Genomic DNA, 26,747 nt, shown 5'->3' with positions numbered 1-26,747 from the left:
AGAACAACAGCTTAGGCGGCATGCCTGAAATGTGTGAATCCGACAGGCCTGCGGCCTGCCGCGGTCATGCGACCGGCCTGGGGCCTCCTCCGGCAGGCCCCCTCACCCGCCTTGCGCTGGCGCGCAAGGCGACCTCTCCCCGCAGGCGGGGCGAGGTACGCAGCTGAACTGTCAGCCGCCCTCAAAGGGCTCGATGCAAAACCCCTACGCCGCCACGGCGACCGCGCCCGCCGCGATCGACCGGCCGATGTCGCCGGCGCGCGCAAGCGCCGAGGCGGGGAACGGCGCCTCGGTCGGCAGCAGGAACTCGGACGTCAGAACCGGAGCGCCGCAGTAGCCGAAGATGCCGTGGTCGATCTGGGTGCGCATGGCGCGCCCGTAGCCGTGCCGCTCATAGACGCCGTCGTCGGCACCGCCGATGCCGACCAGATGCACGCGCAGCCGTCCGAGCAGCTTCGCCACCGACCCGCCGGCCTGCTCCTCATAGGCCCAGCCGTTCACGAACACCCGGTCGATCCAGCCCTTGAGCTGCCCCGGCATCGACCACCAGTACACCGGGTAGACCAGGACGAGCGCGTCGGCCCGGTCGACACGGGCCTGTTCGGCCAGGACGTCGGCCGGCGGCGGCACCCGGTCGCGGAAGTGGGCGATATCCGCGGCGCCGAAGCTCGGGTCGAAGCCCTCGGCCGCGAGGTCGGCGATCTCGACCACATTCACAGGATCCGAGGCCTGGACGGCCGCGGCGATGCGGGCGGCGACCGCGTGCGTGAGGGACGCGGGATCAGGGTGGGCGAGGACGATCAGCGTGCGCATGAGGGCTCGTCTCCGGGCTTGGAAACCAGGGGTGGGCGTTATATACTTTTAGTAAGTTACTTTTGGTATATAACGATGTCAACACGCCCGACCGACGTTCCCGCCAGTCCCCGCCGCCGCCTGTCGCGCGACGACCGCCGCCGCAACCTGATCGAGGTGTCGTGGCGCATCGCCCAGGCGGAGGGCGCCGATGCCCTGACGCTCGGCCGCCTCGCGGAGCAGGCCGAGGTGGCCAAGCCCGTGGTCTACGACCATTTCGGCACCCGCAACGGCCTGCTCGCGGCGCTCTACCAGGATTATGACCAGCGGCAGACCGCGGCGATGGAGGAGGCGCTCGCGGCGAGCCCCGCCACGCTCCCCGGCAAGGCCGGGGTCATCGCCGACGCCTACGTCGATTGCGTGCTCGCGCAGGGCCGCGAGCTGTTCGGCGTCGCAGCGGCGCTCGAGGGCTCGCCCGAGCTCGAGACGCTGAAGCGCGAGTGCAACGCGGCCTTCCTCGAGAAATGCAAGGCGGCGCTCGATCCCTTCGCGGCGGCAGGCGTGTCGCGGACGAGCCTGGTGGGAGCGTTCGGCGCCGCCGAAGCCCTGTCGCTCGCCGCCGCCGCGGGCGAGATCGGAACGGACGAGGCAAAACGCGAGCTTGCCGCGGTCATCCTCGCGGCGGCGCAGAGGAACGTCAGTGCCTAGATCGGGATGATTTATCTTCGAATCATCATCCCGCTCTCAGTCTTTGTTTTGAGCATGATCTTGTCCAAAAACCGGAGGCCACTTTTTGGGATCATGCTCTAGCCGGGATGAAGCGCAGCGTGCCTGCTCGACGCGTGGGCCGGCCGGTGTCGTTGGTGTGATTGACGCCATCCATGACAGGCACCTCGGAGAAATCGAATGGGCTTACCCCGTCCAGGCAAGCCACGTTCACGGCAAATAGATTCTGGTTGGATCGTCTTTGATGATGCGTGTATATCCCGCAGCGAGAACAGAAGAAGTGCTGCGCTGATCCGGTGTGGAAGCGGTAGCTTGTCAACGCATCCTCGCCTTGCAGGACCTTGAGCCCACCCATGTCCGCCATGACGACGACGGCGCCTCGCATCCGGCAGTAAGAGCACGTGCAGCGGCGGATCGAATTGAAGCCGTCGTTGAGCGTCACCTCGAAACGCACCGCACTGCAATGGCACCGGCCGGCCCGAACGGTCGTGTCGCCCACCATGTTGCCTGGGTCTCCTGTTCGGATCACGTCGACGCCCGGTCTTGGTGGGCGGACGAGAACGTTAGAACCGTGCAGCTATGATTATTTGCTGGCTGCGACAGATCTCAATACGGACGTATCTCTAAACTTTGGGCCGGACAACCCTTCAAGAATTCGCGCATAGTGTGAGAAAAATTCACGCGAAGGCTCGAAGTCGACCTCAACGGTGCCGCGAGCGGGGATCAGGGCCCATTTGTCCGGCCAGACGACAACTGTCGCCGCGATGCAGATCGCGCCGCTCAACCCCGTATGTCGCCAGCCGTCTCGGGATGATGACGGGAGAACTCCCTGACCGACATCAGGACCGGCATGAGACCGCGACCTGAATTCGTAAGCCCATACTCGACATGTGGCGGCTGCTCGCCGAAGTCTCGCCTCGCTATGAGCCCGTCGTTCTCGAGCTCCCTGAGATGCTGCGTCAGCATTTTCTGCGAGATGGTTGGGATATCCCGCAACAACTGCGAGGTCCGCATCGATGGTTCGGCGAACAGGCGGAACAAGATCGGCAGCTTCCATCGTCCGCTGATCATGCGGAGCACCCGGCTCACATGGGCGACGGAACCATCCGGGCCGAGGCAGATATCTCTCTCCTCCCCTTCTATAGGCACTTTTAAGTGCGTAATTGCCTCGCTCATCGTCCCGTCCTCATAAAGTCCCGGCACCAACATGGGAGTTGCGTGATGGATTTGAAGCTTGATGGACGGGTTGCCCTGGTCACGGGCAGCAGCAAGGGCATCGGTGAGGGTGTAGCCCGCGGGCTGGCACGCGAGGGCGCGATCGTCATCGTCCACGGCCGAAACAAGACCAAGGCGGAGGACGTCGCCCACGACATGATCGCCGAAGGCGGACGGGCCTATGTCGTCATCGGCGACCTGACGAACGACGACGACGTCCGGCGCCTTGTCGACGAGGCGCAGGCTTTCGTTAAGCCCGTCGAGATCCTGATCAATAACGCGGGCGGCTCCGGCGAGACGGAGGACTGGGCCACGACGCGCCCCGCGACCTGGGCGACCGGCTACGATCGAAACGTGCTCGCAGCCGTCAGGATCACCACCCGCGTCCTGCCACACATGCAGGCGGCGAAATGGGGCAGGATCGTCAACATATCCAGCCTTGCAGCGTTGATGCCTCCATCGGGGAGACCGGACTATGCGGCGGCCAAGGCAGCCATGATCGCTATGACCGCTTCCCTCGCGAAGGCCGTCGCGATGGATGGCGTCACGGTGAACACCGTCTCGCCGGGAACGATCCACAGCGGCCGCCTCGACGAGGCCTTCCGGAAGGTGGCCGTCGACCACGGGCATGCAGCGGATGCGCCGTGGCGGGAGATCGAACGAGCGGCGCTACCGGTCTTCGCCCAGGTTCCCATGGGACGGGTCGGAACGCTGGAAGAGATCGCCGATGCCGTCTCGTTCCTCGTCAGCCCCCGAGCCGGCTACATCACCGGCGCGAACCTGAGGCTCGATGGCGGCATGTGGCCTGGACTTTAGGAGTCCGCTTTGGCCGAAACCGTCATCTGACGCCCGGGCTGGGCAGGTGCCCCCTCACGCCGGATCGAAGTAGTGGATCTCCAGCAGCAGGCAGCCCGTGTTGGACTTGAACGGGCCGTGGTAGGCGCCCGGCGGGCGCACGGCGTAGGTGAAGGGGGCGAACGCCTCGCCACCGTTGCCCTCCGCGTCGTTGCCGACGGTGAGGTCGCCGCTGACGAGGAACACCTCCTCCCAGTATTCGTGCACGAACGGCGCCGTGGTGAACACGCCGGGCGCAAAGCGTAGCAGGCGGGTGCGCGAGCCGCGGCGGTTGGGCTCGTCGAGCGCGCCGGAGAGGATTTTTTGCTGGATGCCCTGGGGATAGCCCGGCGGCACCTCCCAGCCGGTGGCGAGGTCGACGGCCTTGAACTCGTCGTGCAGCTTGTTGATGGCCATGGCGGCGCTCCTTCAGGGCATCATGCGGGCGATATCGGTGTCGGGCCTATTCGGCCGCCTGCGGGCGGGCCGCCGCCGGGCTCACCTCGTCCGCCAGCCGGTAGCCGGCGAGCATGCGCTCGACGAGGGCCGAGGCCCCGTCCCAGTCGCAGGTGCGGAAGGCGTGGTTCTTCACCACGAAGCTGGCGCCGGCATAGAACATCTCGTACTGGGTGTGGCGCGAGGCGAATTCCGAGCCCACCGCGTCCCAGGCGAGCTTGTAGAACTTCACCTTCTCCTCGGCGCTGGCGGCCGGCGACTGCTGGGTCTTGGCGATCAGCGCCGCCACCTCCGGGTTCTCGTAGTCGTGCACCGAGGAGGGCAGCATGATCATGCCGCCGCCGGCGAGCTCGCGCAGGGTGGTGATGAACTTGCCGTAGAGCTGCTGGGCCAGCGTCTGCGCCGCGTAGAGGGTGTGCCGGTCGGGCACGAAGTACGGCCCGTGGAAGCGGCCCTTGGCCTCCATGGCGGCGACGAAGGCGTCGATCATGGCCGCCTCGGAGGCGAGCTGGCCCAGGGTCTCGCGCACCTGCGGGAAGCCCGTGGTGCCGTTCACCTCGCAGATGCGCCGGGCGAGGCCGAGCAGGAATTTCAGCTTCACCGAGAGGCGGATCTGCGCCTGGTAGTTCTGGTAGACGTGGGCCGGCGTGGCGTGGAACTGCTGCGCCGTCATGGCGATGTCGCCGGCGACGAAGACGCGGTCCCACGGCACCTTCACGTCGTCGAAGTAGAGCACCGCGTCGTTCTCGTCGAAGCGGCTCGACAGCGGGTAGTCGAACACCGACGGGGCGCCTGCCTCGTAGGACTTGCGCGACAGGATCTTCAGGCCTTTGGTGTTCATCGGCACGGCGAAGGAGACGGCGTAGGCCTCGTCGCCCGGCTGCAAAGGCTGGATGCAGGTGACGAACACCTCGTTGGCCATGATGCCGCCGGTGGCCAGCATCTTGGCGCCGCGGATGGTGAGGCCCTCGGCGTCCCGGTCGACGATGCCGGCCGACAGGAACGGATCCTGCTGGGCGGCGGCGCTCTTGGAGCGGTCCGCCTGCGGGTTGATGATGACGTAGGTCAGGTAGAGGTCGTTGTCGCGGGCGTAGCGGTAGTAGTCGGCGAGCGCCCGGGCGCGGGCCGGATCGTGCGCCTCGAACAGCTCCAGCCCCATGAACATGCCGGAGATGCAGGAGGCGACGTGGTCCGGGGCGCGGCCGAGGAAGCCGGCGTGCAGCTCGGTCCAGGCCTCCAGCGCCAGGCGCCGGCCCTTGAGCTCCTCGTAGCTGGTGGGCAGCTGCCAGATGCGGTTGGCGCGGGTGCCGGTGTCGGTCTCGAACGTCATCAGCTCGCGGTTCTCCGGCGCGCTGTGGAAGTCGAACATGCGCCCGACGGAGGCGATCGAGCGACGGAACGCGGGATGCGCCGTGGCGTCGGTGACGAGGCGGCCGTCGAGGAAGATCTCGCGGCCGTCCCTGAGGCTGGCGGTATGCTCGGCGCCGGTCTTGATCATGGTCTGGGTCCTTCGAGCTCGAAGCGGCTTCAGCTGGATGCCGCGCCGTCGCCGGCGGCGGCGAGCGCGCGTTCCGCGCTCACGATTCAAAGATCTGGAGCATTCCCGATCAGGTGGTTCCGTCCGATCGGGAGTGCTCCAGAGAATGGTAGCGGCCGCGGAAGAAGATGAGCGGATCGCCGGCGCCCGGTCCGCTGAAGCGCAAGACCCGGGCCAGGAAGATCTCGTGGTCGCCGCCGTCGTGATGGGCGAACGGCACGCATTCGAAATGCGCGATGGCGCCGTCGATGAGCGGCACGTCGTTGGCGCCGCGGCGGTGCTCCACCTGGTCCCACTTGTCGGTGAGCGCCCGGGCGAAGCGATCCGACAGGTCCGCCTGATGGTGGCCGAGGATGTTGATGCCGAAACCCTTCGCCGCCCGCATGGCCGGCAACGACTTGGCCGAGCGCGCCACCGAGAACAGCACCAGCGGCGGCTCGAGCGAGACGGAGTTGAACGAGCTCATGGTCATGCCCACGACCTCGCCGGCGGCGGTCGAAGCGGTGACGACGGCGACGCCCGTGGCGAACTGGCCCAGCGTCCGCCGGAACGCGGATGCGTCGAAATCCTGGCGCGCGGCTTCGCTCATGGTCGTGGCCCTTGCGTCCTTCATCGAATGAATTTAGCTTTGTTACAAAGCTAATATCATGAATGGATGGACGTCAAGGCTGATATTTCACTATGACATCACCCCGTACGCTGAAGACCCAAGACCGAACAGTGAGCCGCCGCCGCATGTCGTCCAAACCCGCCGGAACCGGACGGCCCTTGCCGTTGACCGCCTCCAGGCCCGCGCTGCTGGTGGATGGCTCCGATGTCGAGTTCCGCGATCTGGTGCACGACATGCTGGCGTTCGCGGCCGCCATCCAGGAGGTGCGCAACCGCCTGGGCGCGCTCATCGGGCTGTCGGGCACCCAGTACACCATCCTCACCACCATCGCCCGGCTCGGCACGCGGATGGCGGAGCCGGGCGTCAACCACGTGGCCGAGCACCTGCATCTCAGCGGCGCCTTCGTCACCATCGAGGTGAACAAGCTCGTGGCGGCCGGGCTGGTGACCAAGTCGACCAACCCGGAGGATCGCCGGCGCGTGGTCCTGGTGGTCACCGCGGAGGCCGAGCGGCGCCTCGCCGCCATGGCGCCGGTGCAGGCGCCGGCCAACGACGTGCTGTTCGAGCCGCTCTCCGCCGAGGACTTCAAGGCGCTGCGCGGCATCATCGCCAAGCTCGCCGGCACCGGCGACCGCACGCTGCGGCTGATCGACTACCTGGCGCCCGACGGCGTGCTGGACGAGGGCTCACCCCCGGCGCCCGTGCCGGGCTGATCGGGCGGCGCCTGAGTTCGCAAGTCGATGGATGGTCGGGTCAAGCCCGACCATGACGGGTTGGGGTCGGAAAGCCTTTATTCTCAACGTTATGGTCGGGCTTGACCCGACCATCCATCCGCTCAGAGACCCAGAGCGCTTAGGTGCTCACGCCCAGCCCTCGAGCACGATCTTGCCGCGGGCGGCGTGGCTTTCGATCTGCGCGTGGACGGCCCTGAGATTGGCCGCGCTGATCGGCGCCAGGCGCTCGGTCAGCGTGCTGGCGAGCTGGCTCGCATCGACCAGGCGCGACACCTCGCGAAAGATGGCGCCCTGCTCGGCCATGTCGGCGGTGGCGAACAGGGAGCGGGTGAACATCAGCTCCCAGTGCACCGAGACCGACTTGCGCTTGAAGGGAACGACGTCGAGCGTCGGCGGATCGTCGATCAGGGCGAAGCGGCCCTGCGGCGCGATCAGCGCGGCGATCTCGGCCACGTGGGCGTCGGTGTGCGTGGTGGAGAAGACGAAGGCCGGCGCGCCGAGCCCCAGCGCCGCGACCTCCGCGGCAAGCGGCTTGCGGTGATCGATGACGTGGTGGGCACCCATGCGGCGCACCCAGTCCACGGTCTCGGGCCGCGACGCGGTGGCGATCACGGTGAGGTCGGTGCGGGCGCGGAGCAGCTGGATGGCGATGGAGCCGACGCCGCCGGCGCCACCGACGATCAGGATGGCGGGGGCAGCCCCGGGGACAGGCGCCGTCACCCGCAGGCGGTCGAACAGGGCTTCCCAGGCGGTCACCGCGGTGAGCGGCAGCGCTGCGGCCGCCGCCCAGTCGAGCGAGCGCGGCTTGGGGCCGACGATGCGCTCGTCCACCAGGTGGAGCTCGGCGTTGGTGCCGGGGCGGTCGATGGCGCCGGCGTAGAACACCTCGTCGCCGGGCCGGAACGCGGTGACGTCCGAGCCCACGGCACGGACGACGCCGGCGGCGTCCCAGCCCAGCACCTTCCAGGCGTCGGCGGCCGGCCTGGCGCTCGCCCTGACCTTGACGTCTACCGGGTTGACCGAGACGGCCTTGACCTCGACCAGGAGGTCACGGCCGCTCGCCACCGGATCCGGCAACGTGATGTCGACGAGCGCCGCCTCCCGGTCGATCGGGCCTGGGGTCTGGTAGCCAACGGCACGCATGGCGCCTCTCCTCGCTTGTTGCAGGCGCAAGATGGCCGTTACGCTGCACGCAGGAAAGAACGCACAATTCTTGCCGATAGTGTCTCCGTGAGCTCATAGGATCAAAATGGATACCGTGAGGACGCCACCGCGCCATTCCCGCTTCGATTGCAGCCCCGGCTGCGCCGTCGAGGCGACGCTGAGCCTGATCGACGGCAAGTGGAAGGGCGTGGTGCTGTTCCACCTGCTCGACGGCACCCTGCGCTTCAACGAGATCCGCCGCCGCGCCGGCGACGTGACGCAGCGGACGCTGACGCACCAGCTGCGCGAGCTGGAAGCCGACGGGCTGATCGCGCGCAAGGTCTACGCCGAGGTGCCGCCGAAGGTGGAGTACAGCCTGACGGCGCGCGGGCGGACGCTGGAGCCGGTGTTGATCGCCCTCAAGCAGTGGGGCGACGCGAACATCGGGTTGTTCGCGTCGCGGCGGCCCAGCGCCGCCGTGGCGCAGGCTTGATCGGATCGCCTGATCACGCAAAGCAGCCGGGGCAGGCGCATGCAGGACCAAAGGGACTACTGGGATCGGGCGGCGGCCCGGAAGACGTTCACCCATCCCGTCGACCGGGCCTGGCTGGAGGCCTTCGTGCCGCGGACGGCCCGCATCCTCGATTACGGCTGCGGCTACGGCAGGACGATGGCCGAGATGGCCGCGCTCGGCTACGCCGACCTCGTGGGGATGGATGTCTCGCCGGCCATGATCGAGCGCGGACGACGGGCCCACCCGGCCATGGATCTCCGCGTCGTCGGGTCGCTGCCGACCGCGGAGCCGGACGGCAGCTTCGACATGGTGCTGCTGCTGGCCGTGCTGACGGCGATCCCCGGCGACGGCGACCAGCAGGCGGTCATGCGCGAGCTGCGGCGGCTGCTGCGGCCGGGCGGCCTGCTCTACCTCAGCGACATGCCGCTTCAGGAGGACGGTCGCAACCTCGCGCGCTATGCGGGCGACGCACCCGCGTTCGGCACCTACGGAGTGTTCCGGACCGATGACGGCGCCGTGGTGCGCCACCATGACGAGGCCAGAATGCAAGCCCTGCTGCAGGGCTTCGCGCCGCTGCGCACCGCCGAGGTGGGGCTCAGCACCATGAACGGTCATCCGGCGACGGCGATCCAGATCCTCGCGCGCCGCTCGGGCGAACCGGCGACGCCACCGTAGACCGTTGGAGCGGGTTCGCACCGGCGCCGGCAGGATGCACGCGGCGCCGCTGCCGCCGGAGCACAGCCGTCGCGCCTCAGTCCGCGGTGTCCCGCAGCTTGGCGACGGCCACCTTGACCTCCTCCAGCAAGGCCCTCATGGCCGTCTCGGCGGTGGTGGAATCGCCGCTGGCGACGCTGGCGGCCACCAGGCGGTGCAGATACTGGCCTTCCGGGTTGGGGCGTTCGGGCATCAGCTTGTGCTTCGTCCGGCCCTCCAGGACGGCGGCCACGCTCGTCGACAAGGCGCAGAACATCTCGTTGCCGCTGGCGCGCAAGAGCAGCTGGTGAAATTCGATATCGTGGACGAGAAACTGGTCGAGATCGCCCCGATCGCCAGTTTCCGTCATCAATGCGGCCAGTTTCGTCGCCCTTTTCCGCTGCTCGTCCGTCGCATTCACGGCGGCAAGTCCTGCGGCCGCCGGTTCGACGGCCTGTCTCAACTGCGTCAGCGACAGCAACTGGTTCTTGCGGTCCGGCCCGGCGAGACGCCATTCGATGACGCGTGGGTCGAAGACGTGCCAATTGTCCTGAGCTAAAACCACGATCCCGATCGAGCGGCGTGCCGCGATCAGCCCCATGGACTCAAGTACTTTCAGCACCTCCCGCACGACGGTACGCGACAGAACGAACTCGTCCGATAAAGCTTCAGTCTTCAGAACCTCGAGCGGGCGGTACGTGCCACCGCAAATCCTGGCCCCCAGAACGCTCAGCAGATCATCATGCATCGTTTGACGTGACAGAACGCAACCCCTTTCGTCGTCAATACATCAATACATCATGGCAGAGGGCCACCCGCCCGGTCCGGCACGCGCATCGAAGTTAGTATGACCAATCGGCGATCGCAACGACGCTCCCCGCCCGAATCGGCCGGATCTCGTCGCGTTGACACCCCTATCTTAGATGCTATGTAGTACTTAGTGAATGGCGCGAAGGCGCAGGGCAGCGCTCGCGGGAGGGGCATGGCAATCGCACCACGGCACTTCGTCGTCTTTGGGGTGTCCGGGGCGGGCAAGACGACCGTCGGCCGCAAGCTGGCCGAAGTCCTCGACCGTCTCTTCGTCGACGCCGACGATTTTCACTCGCGCGAGTCGATCAGGAAGATGGCGGCGGGAATCCCGCTGACCTGGAGCGATCGCGAGCCCTGGCTGAAGTCCATCCGGACCTGGATGGATGCGCAAGCGGCCGACGGCAGCAGCACCATCGTCGCCTGCTCGGCCTTGAAGCGCGCCTACCGCAATCAGCTGCAGGGCGCGACGGGCGGAGTGATGTTCATCTTTCTCTCGGGACCGCGCGAAACCATCGAGCAGCGCATGGCGGCGCGGGCGGACCACTTCATGCCCGTCAGCCTCCTCGCGTCCCAGTTCGAGGCGCTCGAGCCCCTGGCCTCCGATGAGTCCGGCATCGCCGTGGATGTCAGCTCGCCGGTGGACCGCATCGTGGAGCAGATACGAAGCGAATTCAGTCCCGCCTGCTGAGAGCAATCGTTTGCGGACGGAACCCGGAGAAATGAATTCGCAGCCCTGGAGGAGCACCAAGCGTATGAACAGATTGATGAAGCGCTGCGCCATTGCCGCGGCGGCCCTGACCATCGCGCTGTCGGCCGCCGCGTATACGGGCGACGCCTATGCGCGCAGCTCGACGATTACGATCGGTGTGCAGCGCGGTCCCAACTCCTTCGATCCGCTGCTCAGCGTCTGGGGCGGCCAGTACCAGATGTACCTGCTGCCGGTCTACGAGCCGTTGCTGCGCCAGAACACGGACGGCACCTATTCGCCGGGCCTCGCCGTCGAGTGGGGCTACCTCGACCCGGGCAAGCTCCAGTTCCGCCTGAAACTGCGCGAGGGCGTGACATTCTCCGACGGCAAGACGCCGGTGGACGCCGACGCCGTCAAGCAGAACCTCGACCGCCTGTTCAAGGTCACCGGGCCGCAGACCAAGGAGCTCGCCGACACGCTGCAAAGCGTCGAGGCGCCCGATGCCGCGTCCGTGGTCATCAAGCTGAACACGCCCAATCCGGACCTGGAGCGCATCATCAGCCAGCTGAGCGGCATGATCGTCAATCCGGCCGCGCTGGGCGAGCCGGGCAAGCTCGCCAACAATCCGGCCGGCGCCGGCCCCTATCTGCTCGACACCGCCAACACCATCGTCAACGACACCTACGTCTACACCAGAAATCCGAACTACTACGATCCGAAGGCCTATCCTTACGAAACCATCAACGTGAAGGTCTATGCCGACCAGAACGCCATGCTGGCGGCCTTGCAGTCCGGCGTGGCGCAGCTGGGCTACGGGGCGCCGGACAATGCGGAGGTCGCCAAGCGGTCGGGGCTGAAGGTGGTGAAGCAGCCCACCAACGTGTTCCACATCGTCCTCAGCGATCGCGCCGGCACGCTGGCGCCCGCGCTCGGGGACGAGCGGGTTCGCCAGGCCCTCAATTTCGCCGTCGACCGCGAGGCGATCCTGAAGTCCGTCTACCGCGGCGAGGGCACCGTCACGACCCAGATCTTCGCGCCCAACACCGAGGCCTACGATCCCGCGCTGGCCGGCACCTACACCTACGATCCCAAGAAGGCGAAGCAGCTGCTGGCCGACGCCGGCTATCCCAACGGCTTCACCTTCTCGACCGCCGTGTTCTTCCCGCAGCGCGACGGCGATTACGTGCAAGCGGTGGCCGCCTACCTCGACGATATCGGCGTGACCATGAACATCGCCTCGCTCGCCGGCCACGGCGCCGACGCCGCGACGCTGCGCAAGCATTCGGCCTTCGTCAACGGTTTCGGCGGGCAGGGCTCCTTCACCGACGCCAAGACGCTCTTCCTCTCGCAGGGGACCGTCTTCAACGCCTTCTCGTCGGTGGATCCCGAGCTCGGCAAGCAGTGGAGCGAGGCGGCCGCGCAGTCCGACACGGCCGCCCGCAAGGTCAAGTTCCAGGAGCTCAGCCGGGCCGTCACCCAGAAAGCGTGGTTCCTGCCGACGACCGTCGTCAACGCCATCGCCTACTACCGCGACGATGCGCTGACCGACGTGAAGATGACGCCCGGCGTCACAGTTCCTCTCTTCTATGAGCTCCGCAACAAGTAGGTCCTGGTACGGGGCTGGGGACTGCGGGGCGTCGCTCCGCAGTCCCTAGAGCATTTTGAATCTGGAGCGCTTCTCTTGCGATTGGGTGATTCTGCCCAATGGCAAAGCGCTCTAGGGAGGCAACCCTATGTTCTGGTTCGTGGCCAAACGGCTCCTCACGGCCATTCCCACCTTCTTCATCATCACGAGCCTGACGTTCCTGCTCGTGTACGTCCTGCCGGGGGATGCGGCCCAGACCATCCTGGGCGATCAGGCCACGCCGGACCAGCTGGCCCGGGTGCGCAGCGAGCTCGGCCTCGATCAGCCGCTGCAGCTGCAATACCTGGCCTATCTCGGCAATCTGCTGCGCGGCGAGTTCGGCCATTCCCTGGTGACCAAGCAGAGCGTGCTGCAGGCGATCGGCCAGCGCTCGACCGTGACGCTCACGCTGGCGATCGGGGCCACGCTCTTCTCGGCCATCGTCGGCATCACCCTGGGCATGTGGGCCGCGCTGAAGGGCGGCGCCGTCGACCGCGTGCTGCGCACCGTCACCAGCGCGGGCATGGCGATCCCGAGCTTCTGGGCCGGCCTGCTGCTCGTGCTGCTGTTCGCGGTGACGCTGAACCTGCTGCCGGCGAACGGCTTCGTCGCCTTCGCAACCAGCCCCTCCCGTTGGGCGCTCTCCCTCATCCTGCCGATCACGGCGATCTCGATCGCGGCGATCTCGACCCTGACCCGGCAAACCCGCGCCTCCTTCCAGGAGGTGCTGGGCAAGGACTTCATCCGCTCGCTGCGGGCGAGCGGGCTTCCGGTGCGGGTCATCGCCTTCAAGCACGGGCTGCGCAACGCGGCCATCCCGGTGATCACGGTCATCGGCCTGCAATTCGTGGCCCTGCTCGGCGGCGCCGTCATCACCGAGCAGGTCTTCGCGCTGCCCGGCATCGGCCAGCTCGTCGTCAATGCCGTGCATCAGCGCGACATTCCGGTGGTGCAGGGGGTCGTCGTCTACATCACCATCGTGGTCCTGCTCGTGAACCTCACCCTCGACCTCGTGCAGGGCTGGCTCAATCCCAAGGTGAGGCTGTCGTGACCCAGATCGACGTCGAAGCCGCCGCACCCGTCGGCGCCCGCCCGCCTTCCGCCCGCGCCGGCTATATGCGCAAGGTGCTGACGTCGCCCACCGCCGTCATCGGCCTCGTGTGGCTCCTGATCGTCGCCGGCTCGGCGATCTTCGCGGATGGGCTGTCGCCCTATTCGCCGCTCAAGAACAGCCTGTCGTCCACCTTCCAGCTGCCGTCGTGGGCGCATCCGCTCGGCACCGACCAGCTCGGGCGCGACATCCTCAGCCGCCTGATGCACGGCGCCGGCGAAGCGCTGCTGGGCTCGATGCTGGCCGTCGCCGTGGCCGTCGCCATCGGCCTGCCGGCCGGCTTGCTGGCTGGCTACTACGGCGGGGCCGTGGGCCTCTTGGCGAGCCGCTTTGCCGATCTGTTGCTGACCATCCCCGCCATCATCGTGCTGCTGGCGGTGCTCGCGGTGTTCGGCAACAACATGTACCTCGCCATGATCGCGCTGGGCGTGCTGCTGTCGGCCGGCTTCCTGCGCCTGTCGACGTCGGCGACGCAGGGGGTGGCCCGCGAGCTCTTCGTCGACGCGGCGCGGGTGTTCGGCGTCCGCGATCCGCGGATCCTGACCCGCCACGTGCTGCCCAACATGATCGGCCCGGTGGTGGTGCAGGCCTCGATGACGCTGGGCATCGCGCTGCTGCTGCAATCGGGGCTCAGCTTCCTCGGCCTCGGGGTGCGTCCGCCGTTCCCGAGCTGGGGCCAGATGGTCGCCGAGGCCTCCATGCAGGTCTACTCGCAACCCTGGCTGATGGTGCCGGCCGGCGGCGCCATCGCGCTGACCACCCTGGCCTTCAACTTCATCGGCGACGCGGCCCGGGATGCGCTGCCGCAGGCCCAGCGCGGCAACCTGCTCGCGCCGAGCCGCGTGGAGACGAAAGCCAAGCCCGACCGTGCGCCCGACGTTCCGTCGGACGTGGCGCTGTCGATCAGGAGCCTCGACGTGTCCTACCCCGACGCCGACGGCCGCGAGGTGCCGATCGTGCGCGGCGTGAGCTTCGACCTGAAGCGCGGCACCACGCTGGGGCTGGTCGGCGAATCCGGCTCGGGCAAGACGATGACGGCGCTGGCGATCCTCGGCCTGCTGCCGGCCCCGCTGCGGATCTCGGGCGGCAGCATCGTTCTCGACGGTAAGGATCTGGCCGGTGCGGACGAGGCCGGCTACCAGGGCGTGCGCGGCCGCCGCATCGCCTTGATCTCCCAGGAGCCGATGGCGGCGCTCGACCCCTGCTTCAAGGTGAAGACCCTGCTGCGCGGCCCGCTCATGCGGTTTCGCGGCCTGTCACGCCGCGACGCCGATGCGGCCGCCCTGGCGCTGCTGAAGACCGTCGGCATGCGCGATCCGAAGGCCGTGTTCGACAGCTATCCGCATCAGCTCTCGGGCGGCATGGCGCAGCGCGTCGCCATCGCCTGGGCGCTGGCGGGGCAGCCCGACGTGCTGATCGCCGACGAGCCGACGACCGCCCTCGACGTGACGGTCGAAGCCGGGATCCTCGATCTGCTGCGCGAGCTGCAGGCCGACCTCGGCATGTCGATCGTGCTGGTGACCCACGATCTCGGCGTCGTCGCCGACATCTGCCACGAGGTCGCCGTCATGCGCGACGGACAGGTCGTCGAGCATGCGCCGGTCGACGACCTGTTCCGGGGCCCGCGCCATCCCTACACGCAAGCCCTCCTGTCCCATGCCCGCGCGCTCGAGCGCGACCTGGGCACCGCATGACCGAAGCCATGATGGACGACACGCTGCTGACCGTCGACGACGTGGTCGTCGAGTATCCGGGCGTCGGCTTCTTCGCCAAGCCCAAGCGCGCCCTCAACGGCGTCTCCCTGGACATCCGAAGAGGCGAGACCGTGGGCCTGGTCGGCGAATCCGGCTCGGGCAAGACGACGCTCGGCCGCGCCATCCTGGGGCTCGCCGCCGTTCATTCCGGGCGGATCCGCTTCGACGGCAACGACATCACCCACACCGGCAAGGCGGCGCGCCGCGCGCTCAGCCGGCATATTCAGGTGGTCTTTCAGGATCCGTATTCGTCGTTGAACCCGGTGATGACGGTCGAGGAGATCCTGATCGAGCCCCTGCGCGTGCATCGCATCGGCGACATGTCCGACGCCCGGGCCAAGGCCGCACGGCTGCTGGACCGGGTGAAGCTGCCGTCCGACGCGTTGCGGCGCCTGCCGCGCGAGTTCTCGGGCGGCCAGCGCCAGCGCATCGCCATCGCCCGGGCGCTGATGGTCGACCCGAAGCTGGTGGTCTGCGACGAGCCCGTCAGCGCGCTCGACGTCTCCACGCAGGAGCGCGTCACCGCCCTGCTCACCGAGATCCAGAACGAGACCGGGGTCGCCTATCTGTTCATCGCCCATGACCTGGCGCTGGTGCGGCAGATGTCGCGTCGGGTGGCCGTCATGTGCCACGGCGACATCGTCGAGTGGGGCGATGCCGAGGTCATCGGCAGCCGGCCGCAACACCCCTACACCAAGCGCCTGTTGCTGGCGGCGCCGGTTCCGGACCCCGCTCGCCAGATGCAGCGCCGGCAGCGGCGCCGCGAGCTGGCGCAAGAGCAGGCGGCCTGAACCGGCGGCCTGAACACCAGCGCCGTTCTGTAGCGGCGGAACCGACGGGAAGATTTGGGATGAGCAACAGCTCCATCGTCGTGACCACCGAAAGCGGTGCGGTCGTCGGCTTTCGCAAGACCGCCGGGGCCCTGCACTTTCGCGGCATCCCCTATGCGGCGGCGCCGTTCGGGGCGCTGCGGTTCAAGGCGCCGCAGCCGCATCCGGGCTGGACGAGTGACCGGGATGCCACGGTGACGGGGCCGACGTCGCCCCAGAAGGAACCCGCGTTCCGCGGCCGCGGCTTCAACTACCGGGCCGTGTTCTCGCCGGCCTGGGTGCACGGGGACGAGATCCTCAACCTCAACATCTGGACGCCGGACGTGGCGGGCGGCGCGCCCGTCATGGTCTACATCCACGGCGGCGCCTTCGATCACGGCAACGGGGCGTTGCCGATGTACGACGGCGCCCGCTTTGCCGAGCATGGCGTGGTGCTGGTCACCATCAACTACCGGCTCGGCCTCGAGGGCTTTCTGAAGCTCGAGGGCGGCGACGCCAACGTCGCCATCTCCGACCAGATCGCCGCCCTGGCCTGGGTCAAGCGCAATATCGGCGCGTTCGGCGGCGATCCCGGCAACGTCACCATCTTCGGCGAGTCGGCGGGAGCCGCCAGCGTCAACCTGCTGCTGACCGCGCCGGGGGCGCGCGATCTCTTCCACAAGGCGATCAGCCAGTCCGGCATGGCGCCGGGGGCGCCGTCGGCCGAGCATGCGGTCGCCGTCGCGCAAGCCGTGGCGCAGGAGCTGGGCCTCCGGCCCACCATCGACGCATTCCGCGACGTCGGCCGCGAGCAGCTGCTGGCGGTCGTCGAGGCCGTTGCAGCCAGCAAGGCCAACCCGCTCGTCGCCTCGGAGGGGACGCTGCTGGCGCGCCCGCACGCCGATGGCGATGTGCTGCCGGCCAACCCGCGGGATGCCTTCATCGCCGGCGCGTCGCTCGGCAAGAAGGTCATCTGGGGCTTCAATACCGACGAGGCGACCCTGTTCACCGTGCCCAACGGCCTCCATGCCAAGGCGACGATGGCCGACGTGGAGCGCTACGCCGCCGGCGTGCACCCGGACCCGCAGGCGCTGATCGCTTACGTGCGCCAGCAGCTCGGCGCCGGCGCCACGCCCGGGCAGTTGCGCGACCGCATCCAGACCTGGGCGATGTTCGGCGCCGGCACGGTCTGGGCCGCCGGACAGCATGCGGCGGGCGGCGGTACAGCGTGGCTCTACGAGTTCGCCTGGAAATCCCCGCAACTGGACGGCGCCATCGGCGCTTCGCATCTGGTAGAACTGCCGTTCGTCTTCGACATCCTCGACAATCCCAACATCCCGGCCATGCTGGGTGACGGCGCGCCGCAACGGCTCGCCGACGAGATGCATGGGCGCTGGGTGGCCTTCGCCACGCACGGCGACCCCGGCTGGCCGGCCTACGATCGGCGACAGGCCGTCTCCATGACCTTCGACAGCGAGAGCGCCACGGCCGCTCATCGCCACAGCGCCGAGATGGAGATCTGGAGCCATGACTGAGCCACGACGAGCCGTGACGCTCGCTGCGCCCGACGAGGTGCTGGCCCAGGCGATCCGCGCGGGCGGCGGCGACATCGTCCCGCAAGGCCCGACGACGCGCGCGCTCGTCTGGAACCGGTTCCACAACACCGAGGCGTTGCGCGCCGCGCTGGGGCAGATGCCGGCTCTGGAATGGATCCAGCTGCCGAGCGCCGGTGTCGACGACTTCGCCCAGGCGGGCGTCCTCGATCCCGCCTACGTCTGGACCAGCGCCAAGGGGGCCTATGCGGCGCCGGTGGCGGAACATGCCCTGGCGCTCACCCTGGCCGGCCTGCGGCAGCTTCAGGTGCGGGCCAGAGCCAGCGCCTGGGGCAAGCAGGCGGGCAAGACCCTGTTCGGCGCGCATGTCGCCATCGTCGGCGCCGGCGGCATTGCCCAGGAGTTCATGCGCCTGACGGCGCCCTTCCACGTCCGGGTGACCGCCGTGCGGCGCAGCGCCCAGGCCGTCGACGGGGCTGCGCGAACCGTCCGGCCGGATCAGCTGCTCGCGGTTCTGCCCGACGTCGATGTGCTCCTGCTCGCGACGCCGCTGACGGACGAAACGCGCGGGCTCATCGGGGCGCGCGAGCTCGCCGCGCTGCCGAACGATGCGGTGCTGGTGAACGTCGGCCGGGGCGGCCTGATCCGCACGGACGATCTGGTGGAGGCGCTGAAGAACGGGCAGCTGGCCTGCGCGGCGCTCGACGTGACCGATCCGGAGCCGTTGCCGCCCGGCCATCCCCTGTGGAGCGAGGCGCGGGCGCTCATCACCCCGCACACCGCCGATACGGCCGACATGATCCGCCCGCTGCTCGCCCGGCGAATCACCGAGAATGTCGAGCGGTTCATCGCCCATCGGCCGCTGATCGGACACGTCGATCCCGCAGCCGGATACTGACGGGGCGCCCGCCGCCGCATCTGCCAGCTTACCAGATGCGGATCGCGACAAGTTACAAGGGTAGGTGAGGGGGCCGGCTGCGCGGCGTGACCGGCCTCGACTCTCTTGGGCGCCCCCCTCACCCGGCCTGCGCTGGCGCGCAAGCCGACCTCTCCCCGCACGCGGGCGAGGTGGGCAGCTGCGCGACGGCTTGGAACTCCCGCCGACCCGGGCCGTTCGTATGGATGGCCCGCCCATCCGACACCCCCCTCGTGCCCGTCGTCACAGTCCGCGCCGAGCAGGGGCCGATCGACATTCCCACCCTGCTCGACGCGCTGCGCTACGTCGAAAGCCGCCCGCGCGCCGCCGCCGGCAACCGCGAGGGCGTGATCTTCCGGCTCGAGGAGGCCCACACGGCCGACGAGATCGACGAGGCGGGCAAGGCCTTCATCGCCTGGGCGCAGGCCAACGGCCTGTTCGTGGGTGCCCATGACATCTCGGGCAGTGACGTGGAGCCGACGGCCGGCAGGCCGGGCCGCGCGTCCTGAGGCAAAGGTCGCAGGATTCCTCGGCTTGCTGGCGGCCGCCGGATCGCCGAAAATGCATACCGATTCCACGAACAGGTGCTGGAGCGAGGCGTCGGGTGGCCACCGCAGACCGTGCGCCTATCATCGAACCGGGTTCGCATGCGGTCGGCCCGCTCCCGGCCGAGCCAGCGCTTGCCCGCGCCGTCGCCGTCGACCTCATCGCCGTGCTCGTCGCGGTGACCGGCGGCGAGCCGCGGGTGATGACGCTGCAGGACGGACGGGCGCTGCCCTCCGGGCCGTTCGAGCTGGCGCATCGCTCGCTGCAATCGGGCCTGCGCGGCTGGGTCGAACAGCAGACGCGGCACCCGATCGGCTATGTGGAACAGCTCTACACCTTCGCCGACAAGGACCGCAGCAGCGACAGCGGCCAGCGCACCATCTCCATCAGCTATCTCGGCCTCACACGCGCCTCGAGTGAACGCGAGGCCGGCTGGCGCAGCTGGTACCACTACTTCCCGTGGGAGGACTGGCGCGCCGGCGAGCCTGCGATCATCGCCGGCCGCGTCGCGCCGCTGCTGCGGACCTGGGCCGAGGCGGGCGAGCGTGCCCCGCTGCGCCGCGATCGCTGGCAGCGCGCCTGCGTGACCTTCGGCCTCGACGGCGGCACCTGGAACGAGGAGCTCACGCTGCAACGCTACGAGCTGCTCTACGAAGCCGGCCTGCCGCCCGAGGCGGCCCGGCGCGCGGCGGCCACGGGTGAGCGCATCGACGGCTGCCCGATGATCGCCGACCACCGGCGCATCCTGGCCACCGGCATCGCCCGCCTGCGCGCCAAGATCAAATACCGGCCGGTGGTGTTCGAGCTGATGCCGCCCACCTTCACCCTGCTTCAATTGCAACGCTGTGTTGAGGCATTGGCCGGCCGCCTGGTGCACAAGCAGAATTTCCGGCGGCTCGTGGAGCAGCAGGAACTGGTTGAGGAAACGGGCGAAACCGCCGCCGAGACGGTGGGGCGTCCGGCCAAGCTGTTCCGCTTCCGCCATGCCGTGCTGGCCGAGCGCGAGGCCATCGGGACCAAATTACCGCTCGTTCGCTCTTGACAGGGGTTATGCTCAGAGTAAGCATATAGCCGATATATGCTCAAAGTGAGTATAGCCTATGCACGCCTCAGCCGACGTTCTCGCCCGCACCCGTCCCATTTACGAGCGCATGCACCGCGTCGTGCCGCCGGCCGAATGGGAGCTGTTCGCCGACGATGTCGACGCCATCCTGCGGCTCAAGCGCGAGCGCAACGCCGTCATCCTGGCGCACAATTATCAGACGCCCGAGATCTTCCACGGCGTCGCCGACATCGTCGGCGACAGCTTGGCCCTGGCCCGCGAAGCGACCAAGGTGGAAGCCGACACCATCGTGCTCGCCGGCGTCTACTTCATGGCCGAGACGGCCAAGCTGCTGAACCCGGCCAAGACGGTGCTGATCCCGGACACCGGGGCGGGCTGCTCGCTCGCCGACAGCATCACGCCGGCCGACGTGCGGCTGATGCGCGAGGCGCACCCGGGCGTGCCGGTCGTCGCCTACGTCAACACCTCGGCCGACGTGAAGGCGGAGTGCGACATCTGCTGCACCTCCGGCAACGCCAAGGCGATCGTGGAAGGCCTCGGCGTGCCGAAGGTGATCATGCTTCCCGACCAATACCTGGCGCGCAACATCGCCGCCGAGACCAAGGTCGAGATCATCGCCTGGGCCGGCCAATGCGAGGTGCACGAGCGCTTCACCGCCGCCGACGTGCGTGAGCTGCGCGAGGCCTATCCCGGCGTCACCGTGCTGGTGCATCCGGAATGCCCGCCCGAGGTGGTGGCGGAGGCCGACTTCGCCGGCTCGACCGCGGCCATGGCGGGCTACGTCGGCGACCGGCGGCCGCCCCGGGTGGTGCTGCTCACCGAATGCTCCATGAGCGACAACGTGGCCGTCCACTATCCCGACATCGACTTCGTGCGGCCCTGCAACCTGTGCCCGCACATGAAGCGGATCACCTTGGCCAACATCCGCCAGGCGCTGGAGCAGAACCGCCACGAGGTGACCATCGATCCCGCGCTCGCCGAGCGGGCGCGAGCCTCAGTCGAACGGATGCTGGCGCTATGACGATCGACGCAGCTGCCCTCAGGGACAGGCCCGTCGTCGTCGGCGGAGGCGTGGCCGGGCTCGCCACGGCGCTGTTCCTGGCGCCGGAGCCGGTGGTGCTGCTGGCCAAGGCGCCGCTCGGCCTCGAGGCGTCGAGCCCCTGGGCCCAGGGCGGCATGGCGGCCAGCCTCGGCGACGACGACGACCCGAGCCTGCATCTGGCCGATACGCTCGCCGCCGGCGACGGCCTCGGCGACGCCGCGGTGGCGCGGCGCATCGTCGACAGCGCGCCCGGCGCCATCGCCGCGCTCGCCCGCCTCGGCGTCCGCTTCGACCGGGATGCCCGCGGCGCCCTCGCCCTGGGGCTGGAGGCCGCGCACCAGCGTCGCCGCATCGTCCACGCCGACGGCGACGGCACCGGCCGCGAGCTGGTGCGGGCGCTGGGCGAGGCGGTGCGGCGCACCCCGTCGATCACGCTGATCGAGCACATCGACGTGCGCCGGGTGCTGACCGACGAGCGCGGCGTGGCCGGCATCCTCGCCGTCGGCCCGCAGGGGGTGCTGGTGCTGTCGACGTCCCGGGTCGTCCTGGCGACCGGCGGTGTCGGCGGCCTGTTCGACGACACCACCAATCCGCCGGGTTCCTTCGGCCACGGGCTGGCGCTGGCCGCCCGCGCCGGCGCCGCGCTCGCCGACGTGGAGTTCGTGCAGTTCCACCCCACCGCGCTTGCCACCGGCAGCCGGCCGCTGCCGCTGGTCAGCGAAGCCGTGCGCGGCGAGGGCGCCATCCTCGTCGACGCTACCGGGCGGCGCATCATGGACGGTGTCGCCGGCGCCGAGCTCGCCCCGCGCGACGTCGTCGCCCGCGCCGTCTGGCATGAGCTGGCGCAGGGCCGGTCCGTCTTCCTCGACGCCCGCGCCTGCCTCGGCGCGCGCTTCGCCGCCCGCTTCCCGGGCATCGACGCCGCCTGCCGCGCCGCCGGCTTCGATCCGGCCACCATGCCGATCCCGATCCGGCCGGCCGCGCACTACCACATGGGCGGCATCGCCGTGGACGGCGAGGGGCGCAGCTCGGTCGAGGGCCTGTGGGCCTGCGGCGAGGTCGCCGCCACCGGGCTGCACGGCGCCAATCGCCTGGCCAGCAACTCGCTCACCGAAGCGGCCGTGTGCGCCGCCTGGGTGGCGGAGAGCGTTGCCGGCGCCGGGCCGCGCCTGCAGGCCGGGCCGCGGTCGCTGCACGACGTGCCGCCGGCGCCGCGGACCGAGCGGGTGCGCGGCATCGTCTCGCGCCACCTGGGCGTCATCCGCGACGGGGCCGGCCTCACCGCGGCGGCGGCGAGCCTGCTGCCGCTCGCCCGCGAGGGCCGCGCCGCGGCCGACCCCGCCGTCGTCGGCCTGATGATGGCGGTCGCGGCCCTGCGCCGCACCGAGAGCCGCGGCGCCCACCTGCGCGTCGACCATCCCGGCCGCGCGCCGCACGCCGCGCACGCGCGCCTCACCCTGGAGCAGGCGGTGACGCACGCCGAGGCGCTCGCCCGCCCCGCCCTGCCTCTGGCCCAAAGCAACTAGACGAGCAGCAACTGCCATGAGTGACTTCTCCCTGCCCGCGCTCGTCGTCGAGCCGATCGTCCGCGCCGCGCTGCTGGAAGACCTCGGCCGCGCCGGCGACCTGACCACCGACGCCATCGTGCCACCCGCCCACCGGGCGCGCATGAGCCTCGTCGCCCGCCAGGACGGCGTCGTCGCCGGCCTCGACCTGGCCCACGCCGCCTTCCGCCTCATGGATCCGGAGATCACCGTGCGCCGGGCCGTCGACGACGGCGGCGGCGTCGAGCCCGGCCAGCCGATCGCGACGATCGAAGGCCCGGCGCGCGGCATGCTCACGGCGGAGCGGACGGCGCTGAACTTCCTGTGCCGGCTCAGCGGCATCGCCAGCGCCACAGCCTCGCTCACCCGCGCCATCAGCGGCCACAAGGCCAAGATCGTCTGCACGCGTAAGACCACGCCCGGCCTGCGCGCCGTCGAGAAGTACGCCGTGCGCGCCGGGGGCGGCAGCAACCACCGCTTCGGCCTCGACGACGCGGTGCTGATCAAGGACAACCACATCGCGGTCGCCGGCGGCATCCGTCCGGCCCTGGAGCGCGTCAAGGCGCGCGTCGGCCACCTCGTCAAGGTGGAGATCGAGGTCGACACGCTGGCGCAGCTGGAGGAGGTGCTGGCCTTCGGCGCCGACGCCGTCCTGCTCGACAACATGCCGCCGGAGACCCTGCGGCAGGCGGTCGGCATGGTCGGTGGCCGCATGCTCACCGAGGCCTCCGGACGGATCTCGCCGACGACGGCGCCCGCCATCGCCGCCACCGGCGTCGACCTCATCTCCGTCGGCTGGCTGACCCACAGCACGCCGATCCTCGACATCGGCCTCGACGCGGAGGTCTAGCGGGCTGTCGGATGGATGGCCGGGTCGAACCGGGCGATCCATCCGCTCGGCGGCAAGGGCGAACGGTGGCGGGGCGGAAGCGCATTTGTTAGCAAAGTGCATCCACACCCCAAACATCAGGAAACGCCCATGTCCTTCCCGCTGCCCAACTTCAGCTCGGATCTCTCCGGGCAGACCGCCCTCGTCACCGGCGCTTCCTCGGGCCTCGGCGTACGCTTCGCCAGGACGCTCGCGGCCTGCGGCGCCAAAGTCGCCATCACCGGCCGCCGGCTCGACCGGCTCGAGCACGTGGCGGCGGAGATCAAGGCCGCCGGCGGCCACGCGCTGCCGTTGCAGCTCGACGTCACCGACGCGGATCAGCTTCTCGCCGTGGTCGGCAAGGCCGAGGCGGAGCTCGGCACCGTCAGCATCCTCGTCAACAACGCCGGCATTCCCGACGCCCAGCGCGCGGTGAAGATGCCGGTCGAGCTGATCGACAAGGTGCTCGATACCAATCTCCGCGCGCCTTACATCCTGTCGTGCGAGTTCGCCCGCCGGCTGATCGCGGCGAAGAAGCCGGGCCGCATCGTCAACATCGCCTCGGCCGCCGCCTTCGATTACGGCGGCAACGGCGCCGCCCTCTACTCGATCAGCAAGGCGGCTGTGGTGCGCATGAGCGAGGCGCTGGCCGTGGAGTGGGCGCGCTTCCACATCAACGTCAACGCCATCGCGCCCGGCGCCTTCATGTCCGAGATGATGGAGGGCATGCTGGAGCGCATGGGCGACATCACCAAGCACTACCCGCGCGGGCGGCTCGGCGACGCCGCACAGCTCGACAGCACGCTGCTCTATCTGGTGTCGCCGTCGTCGGAGTTCGTGACCGGCACCTGCGTACGCGTCGACGACGCCCAGCATCACCGCTGAGCCGTCCGGAGCATTTCATTCTGGAGCGCTTCATTTGTGATTGGGTGAATCCACCCAATCGCGAAGCGCTCTAGGCCGAGGCACGCCTGATGCAAAGCCCGCCGCGCCGCCCCATGCCGGCGCGGCGGCGGCGGTCAGCCCGGGCGGACGATCTTGAGGATCACGAGCAGAATGATCGCGCCGATGGTGGCGGAGATGATCGAGTCGATCATGCCCGACCCCAGGTGCAGACCGAGGCGCGGCAGCAGGAAGCCGGCGACGAAGGCGCCGATGACGCCGACGATCAGGTCGCCGACGAGGCCGTAGCCGCCGCCCTTGACGATCAGGCCGGCGAGCCAGCCGGCGATCAGGCCGACCAGGAGAAACACCAACAACTGCATGAGCCCATCCCCAAGCCCGGCCTTCCGCCGGTAGCCATGAGGGTACCACAATCGGCGCCGGTCTCGGAGGCCGCGCGCCGGCCGCGGCGAGCGCCGGCGCGCAGCAGAAAATGCTTGTTGCTTCAGTAGCATGACGGGCGCGGGCGCGCGCCGGCGCGGACGCTGCAACCCGGCCCGCACGCGTCCGTCGGCGCTTGCGACATTTTTGCCGCAGGGGCCACTCGCGCCTCGCGGGCGAGGCGACGCCCAGGCGCGCCACGCCGACTGGCGCACGCTCCGCTTTGACGCCGCGTCACGCGGAGGTTGCAGCGTGGCCGGAGCCCGGCCGATCCGTTCGCACTTTGCCGACATCAGACCGACATCGTCACAATTTATGCTGCGCTGCGATAACAGCTGACATAAGCTTCGGTCTCGGAGCGAGCGTGACGACGCTTGCGGGTGCGGCCCGATCGGGGCTCGCTGTCGACCGGCTCTCAATCCGAAAGGATGGCAACGATGCGTGTAGCGATGATCGGGTCCGGCTATGTGGGCCTCGTTTCGGGAACTTGCTTTGCCGACTTCGGCCATCAGGTGACCTGCGTCGACAAGGACGCGGTGAAGATCGCCGAGCTGCAGAACGGGCGGGTGCCGATTTACGAGCCGGGGCTGGCCGAGCTCGTCGCCGCCAACGTGCGCCAGAAGCGGCTTGCCTTCACCACCGACCTGGCGGCGGCGGTGGCCGAGGCGGAGTGCGTGTTCATCGCCGTGGGCACGCCGTCGCGGCGCGGCGACGGCCATGCCGACCTGTCGTTCGTCTACCAGGCGGCGCGCGAGATCGCCGCGGCGATCGACGGCTACACGGTGGTGGTCAACAAGTCGACGGTGCCGGTGGGCACCGGTGACCAGGTCGAGCGCATCATCCGCGAGGCCAACCCGGCGGCGGACTTCGCCGTGGTCTCCAACCCGGAGTTCCTGCGCGAGGGCGCGGCGATCGAGGACTTCAAGCGGCCCGACCGCATCGTCATCGGCAGCGACGACGAGCGGGCACGGGAGGTGATGCGGGATCTCTACCGGCCGCTGTTCCTGAACCAGGCGCCGCTGCTGATGACCGAGCGGCGCACGGCGGAGCTCACCAAGTACGCGGCCAACGCCTTCCTGGCGATGAAGATCACCTTCATCAACGAGATCGCCGACCTGTGCGAGCAGGTGGGCGCCGACGTGCAGGAGGTGGCGCGTGGCATCGGGCTCGACAAGCGCATCGGCCCCAAGTTCCTGCACGCGGGCCCCGGCTACGGCGGCTCGTGCTTCCCCAAGGACACGCTGGCGCTGATCAAGATCGCGCAGGACTATGCCAGCCCGGTGCGGCTGATCGAGACGACGGTGGCGATCAACGACCAGCGCAAGCGGGCGATGGCGCGCAAGGTGATCCTGGCCTGCGGCGGCAGCGTCGACCGCAAGCGCATCGCGGTGCTGGGTCTGACCTTCAAGCCCAACACGGACGACATGCGCGAGGCGCCGTCGCTGGCGATCATCGCGGCCTTGCAGGATGCCGGCGCCACCGTGGTGGCCTACGATCCGGAGGGCATGGAGCAGGCGCAACACCTGCTGGAGGACGTGATCTACGCGGAGGACCCGTACAGCTGCGCCACCGGCGCCGACGCGCTGGTCATCGTCACCGAATGGGACGCCTTCCGCGCCCTCGACCTGGCCGAGCTCAAGCGGGTGATGAAGGAGCCGGTCGTCGTCGACCTGCGCAACATCTATCCGTCCGAGGATGTCACCGAGGCCGGCCTCTCCTATTGGAGCGTCGGCCGCAGCGACAGCGCGCACGGATCGCAGGCGGGCCTGACCGTCGTGCCGATGCGGCCGCTGCAGAAGGCCGGCTGAGGGCGCGTCGTCTCCCAAGGCGCCATGTCCGGAC

Annotated in this window: 28 protein-coding genes; 19 read left to right on the top strand and 9 right to left on the bottom strand. The window is 69.1% G+C overall.

Going from position 1 to position 26,747, the window contains the following annotated elements; all coding sequences use genetic code 11:
* Positions 1–204: 204 nt before the first annotated feature.
* A complete protein-coding gene (locus ACZ5PO_RS08420) occupies positions 205–813 on the bottom strand; it encodes an NAD(P)H-dependent oxidoreductase (protein WP_464192222.1) in 609 nt (202 codons plus the stop codon).
* A 75-nt stretch (positions 814–888) separates the two neighbouring features.
* Between ACZ5PO_RS08420 and ACZ5PO_RS08415 the strand changes: the two genes are divergently transcribed.
* The gene (locus ACZ5PO_RS08415; RefSeq protein WP_464192220.1) at positions 889–1,500 is read left to right on the top strand and encodes a TetR/AcrR family transcriptional regulator; all 612 of its coding nucleotides are present in this window, start codon (positions 889–891) and stop codon (positions 1,498–1,500) included.
* A gap of 91 nt (positions 1,501–1,591) precedes the next feature.
* Here ACZ5PO_RS08415 and ACZ5PO_RS08410 read toward each other — a convergent pair whose 3' ends face one another.
* Together ACZ5PO_RS08410 and ACZ5PO_RS08405 are read right to left on the bottom strand one after the other, a co-directional pair.
* Positions 1,592–2,020, bottom strand: a complete 429-nt coding sequence (locus tag ACZ5PO_RS08410; protein ID WP_464192218.1) for a GFA family protein — start codon at positions 2,018–2,020, stop codon at positions 1,592–1,594.
* Between the two features lie 278 nt (positions 2,021–2,298).
* Positions 2,299–2,694 carry a winged helix-turn-helix transcriptional regulator gene (locus ACZ5PO_RS08405; protein WP_464192216.1) on the bottom strand — a complete coding sequence of 132 codons (396 nt, stop codon included), beginning with the start codon at positions 2,692–2,694 and terminating at the stop codon, positions 2,299–2,301.
* A gap of 45 nt (positions 2,695–2,739) precedes the next feature.
* On the opposite strand from ACZ5PO_RS08405, the gene ACZ5PO_RS08400 reads away from it, so the two are divergent.
* The gene (locus tag ACZ5PO_RS08400; protein WP_464192214.1) at positions 2,740–3,549 is read left to right on the top strand and encodes an SDR family NAD(P)-dependent oxidoreductase; all 810 of its coding nucleotides are present in this window, start codon (positions 2,740–2,742) and stop codon (positions 3,547–3,549) included.
* A gap of 54 nt (positions 3,550–3,603) precedes the next feature.
* On the opposite strand, the gene ACZ5PO_RS08395 is transcribed toward ACZ5PO_RS08400, so the two are convergent.
* The 3 genes from ACZ5PO_RS08395 to ACZ5PO_RS08385 form a co-directional block, all read right to left on the bottom strand.
* A complete protein-coding gene (locus ACZ5PO_RS08395) occupies positions 3,604–3,984 on the bottom strand; it encodes a cupin (RefSeq protein ID WP_464192212.1) in 381 nt (126 codons plus the stop codon).
* A gap of 46 nt (positions 3,985–4,030) precedes the next feature.
* On the bottom strand, positions 4,031–5,521 hold the full coding sequence (locus ACZ5PO_RS08390) for a 4-hydroxyphenylacetate 3-hydroxylase family protein (protein ID WP_464192210.1): 1,491 nt from the start codon (positions 5,519–5,521) through the stop codon (positions 4,031–4,033).
* Positions 5,522–5,630: 109 nt separating this feature from the next.
* Entirely contained in the window at positions 5,631–6,149 is a 519-nt protein-coding gene (locus ACZ5PO_RS08385; protein WP_464192208.1) for a flavin reductase family protein, read from the bottom strand.
* Positions 6,150–6,295: 146 nt separating this feature from the next.
* On the opposite strand from ACZ5PO_RS08385, the gene ACZ5PO_RS08380 reads away from it, so the two are divergent.
* Positions 6,296–6,883 (top strand): MarR family winged helix-turn-helix transcriptional regulator, encoded by a 588-nt coding sequence (locus ACZ5PO_RS08380; RefSeq protein WP_464192205.1) that lies wholly within the window; start codon positions 6,296–6,298, stop codon positions 6,881–6,883.
* A 147-nt stretch (positions 6,884–7,030) separates the two neighbouring features.
* Here ACZ5PO_RS08380 and ACZ5PO_RS08375 read toward each other — a convergent pair whose 3' ends face one another.
* A complete protein-coding gene (locus ACZ5PO_RS08375) occupies positions 7,031–8,047 on the bottom strand; it encodes a zinc-binding alcohol dehydrogenase family protein (RefSeq protein WP_464192203.1) in 1,017 nt (338 codons plus the stop codon).
* Between the two features lie 106 nt (positions 8,048–8,153).
* Between ACZ5PO_RS08375 and ACZ5PO_RS08370 the strand changes: the two genes are divergently transcribed.
* Together ACZ5PO_RS08370 and ACZ5PO_RS08365 are read left to right on the top strand one after the other, a co-directional pair.
* Positions 8,154–8,540 (top strand): winged helix-turn-helix transcriptional regulator, encoded by a 387-nt coding sequence (locus tag ACZ5PO_RS08370; protein WP_464192201.1) that lies wholly within the window; start codon positions 8,154–8,156, stop codon positions 8,538–8,540.
* A gap of 39 nt (positions 8,541–8,579) precedes the next feature.
* Positions 8,580–9,236, top strand: coding sequence for a class I SAM-dependent methyltransferase (locus ACZ5PO_RS08365; protein WP_464192199.1), 657 nt, complete (start codon positions 8,580–8,582; stop codon positions 9,234–9,236).
* Between the two features lie 76 nt (positions 9,237–9,312).
* On the opposite strand, the gene ACZ5PO_RS08360 is transcribed toward ACZ5PO_RS08365, so the two are convergent.
* Positions 9,313–10,002 carry a FadR/GntR family transcriptional regulator gene (locus ACZ5PO_RS08360; protein WP_464192197.1) on the bottom strand — a complete coding sequence of 230 codons (690 nt, stop codon included), beginning with the start codon at positions 10,000–10,002 and terminating at the stop codon, positions 9,313–9,315.
* A gap of 192 nt (positions 10,003–10,194) precedes the next feature.
* Here ACZ5PO_RS08360 and ACZ5PO_RS08355 point away from each other — a divergent pair, with 192 nt between their 5' ends.
* From ACZ5PO_RS08355 to ACZ5PO_RS08295, 13 genes are all read left to right on the top strand, one after another.
* A complete protein-coding gene (locus tag ACZ5PO_RS08355; RefSeq protein ID WP_464192195.1) occupies positions 10,195–10,752 on the top strand; it encodes a gluconokinase in 558 nt (185 codons plus the stop codon).
* 64 nt (positions 10,753–10,816) lie between these two features.
* Positions 10,817–12,358 carry an ABC transporter substrate-binding protein gene (locus ACZ5PO_RS08350; protein WP_464192193.1) on the top strand — a complete coding sequence of 514 codons (1,542 nt, stop codon included), beginning with the start codon at positions 10,817–10,819 and terminating at the stop codon, positions 12,356–12,358.
* 127 nt (positions 12,359–12,485) lie between these two features.
* Complete coding sequence (locus ACZ5PO_RS08345) at positions 12,486–13,427, top strand: ABC transporter permease (RefSeq protein ID WP_464192191.1); 942 nt, start codon at positions 12,486–12,488, stop codon at positions 13,425–13,427.
* Positions 13,424–15,181: a dipeptide/oligopeptide/nickel ABC transporter permease/ATP-binding protein gene (locus ACZ5PO_RS08340; protein ID WP_464192188.1), complete on the top strand. Its 1,758-nt coding sequence runs from the start codon at positions 13,424–13,426 to the stop codon at positions 15,179–15,181. The genes ACZ5PO_RS08345 and ACZ5PO_RS08340 overlap by 4 nt, the downstream gene beginning before the upstream one ends.
* The gene (locus ACZ5PO_RS08335) at positions 15,178–16,032 is read left to right on the top strand and encodes an ATP-binding cassette domain-containing protein (protein ID WP_464192186.1); all 855 of its coding nucleotides are present in this window, start codon (positions 15,178–15,180) and stop codon (positions 16,030–16,032) included. The genes ACZ5PO_RS08340 and ACZ5PO_RS08335 overlap by 4 nt, the downstream gene beginning before the upstream one ends.
* A gap of 59 nt (positions 16,033–16,091) precedes the next feature.
* On the top strand, positions 16,092–17,585 hold the full coding sequence (locus ACZ5PO_RS08330; RefSeq protein ID WP_464192184.1) for a carboxylesterase/lipase family protein: 1,494 nt from the start codon (positions 16,092–16,094) through the stop codon (positions 17,583–17,585).
* On the top strand, positions 17,578–18,501 hold the full coding sequence (locus tag ACZ5PO_RS08325) for a D-isomer specific 2-hydroxyacid dehydrogenase family protein (protein ID WP_464192182.1): 924 nt from the start codon (positions 17,578–17,580) through the stop codon (positions 18,499–18,501). The genes ACZ5PO_RS08330 and ACZ5PO_RS08325 overlap by 8 nt, the downstream gene beginning before the upstream one ends.
* A gap of 251 nt (positions 18,502–18,752) precedes the next feature.
* Positions 18,753–19,028 carry a hypothetical protein gene (locus tag ACZ5PO_RS08320; RefSeq protein ID WP_464192180.1) on the top strand — a complete coding sequence of 92 codons (276 nt, stop codon included), beginning with the start codon at positions 18,753–18,755 and terminating at the stop codon, positions 19,026–19,028.
* Between the two features lie 122 nt (positions 19,029–19,150).
* On the top strand, positions 19,151–20,107 hold the full coding sequence (locus ACZ5PO_RS08315; RefSeq protein WP_464196746.1) for an NUDIX hydrolase: 957 nt from the start codon (positions 19,151–19,153) through the stop codon (positions 20,105–20,107).
* 58 nt (positions 20,108–20,165) lie between these two features.
* A complete protein-coding gene (nadA, locus tag ACZ5PO_RS08310) occupies positions 20,166–21,149 on the top strand; it encodes a quinolinate synthase NadA (protein WP_464192178.1) in 984 nt (327 codons plus the stop codon).
* On the top strand, positions 21,146–22,696 hold the full coding sequence (locus ACZ5PO_RS08305) for an L-aspartate oxidase (RefSeq protein ID WP_464192176.1): 1,551 nt from the start codon (positions 21,146–21,148) through the stop codon (positions 22,694–22,696). Before nadA ends, ACZ5PO_RS08305 begins: the two co-directional genes overlap by 4 nt.
* Before the next feature lie 16 nt (positions 22,697–22,712).
* A complete protein-coding gene (gene nadC, locus ACZ5PO_RS08300; RefSeq protein WP_464192174.1) occupies positions 22,713–23,564 on the top strand; it encodes a carboxylating nicotinate-nucleotide diphosphorylase in 852 nt (283 codons plus the stop codon).
* Between the two features lie 129 nt (positions 23,565–23,693).
* The gene (locus ACZ5PO_RS08295; protein WP_464192172.1) at positions 23,694–24,467 is read left to right on the top strand and encodes an SDR family NAD(P)-dependent oxidoreductase; all 774 of its coding nucleotides are present in this window, start codon (positions 23,694–23,696) and stop codon (positions 24,465–24,467) included.
* Positions 24,468–24,601: 134 nt separating this feature from the next.
* On the opposite strand, the gene ACZ5PO_RS08290 is transcribed toward ACZ5PO_RS08295, so the two are convergent.
* A complete protein-coding gene (locus tag ACZ5PO_RS08290; RefSeq protein ID WP_464192170.1) occupies positions 24,602–24,847 on the bottom strand; it encodes a GlsB/YeaQ/YmgE family stress response membrane protein in 246 nt (81 codons plus the stop codon).
* Between the two features lie 495 nt (positions 24,848–25,342).
* On the opposite strand from ACZ5PO_RS08290, the gene ACZ5PO_RS08285 reads away from it, so the two are divergent.
* Positions 25,343–26,713, top strand: coding sequence for a UDP-glucose dehydrogenase family protein (locus tag ACZ5PO_RS08285; RefSeq protein WP_464192168.1), 1,371 nt, complete (start codon positions 25,343–25,345; stop codon positions 26,711–26,713).
* Positions 26,714–26,747: the final 34 nt, after the last annotated feature.

It is taken from the genome of Chelatococcus sp. KU-N122, from assembly GCF_055391085.1.
This window is presented reverse-complemented; position numbering and strand designations above follow the sequence as displayed.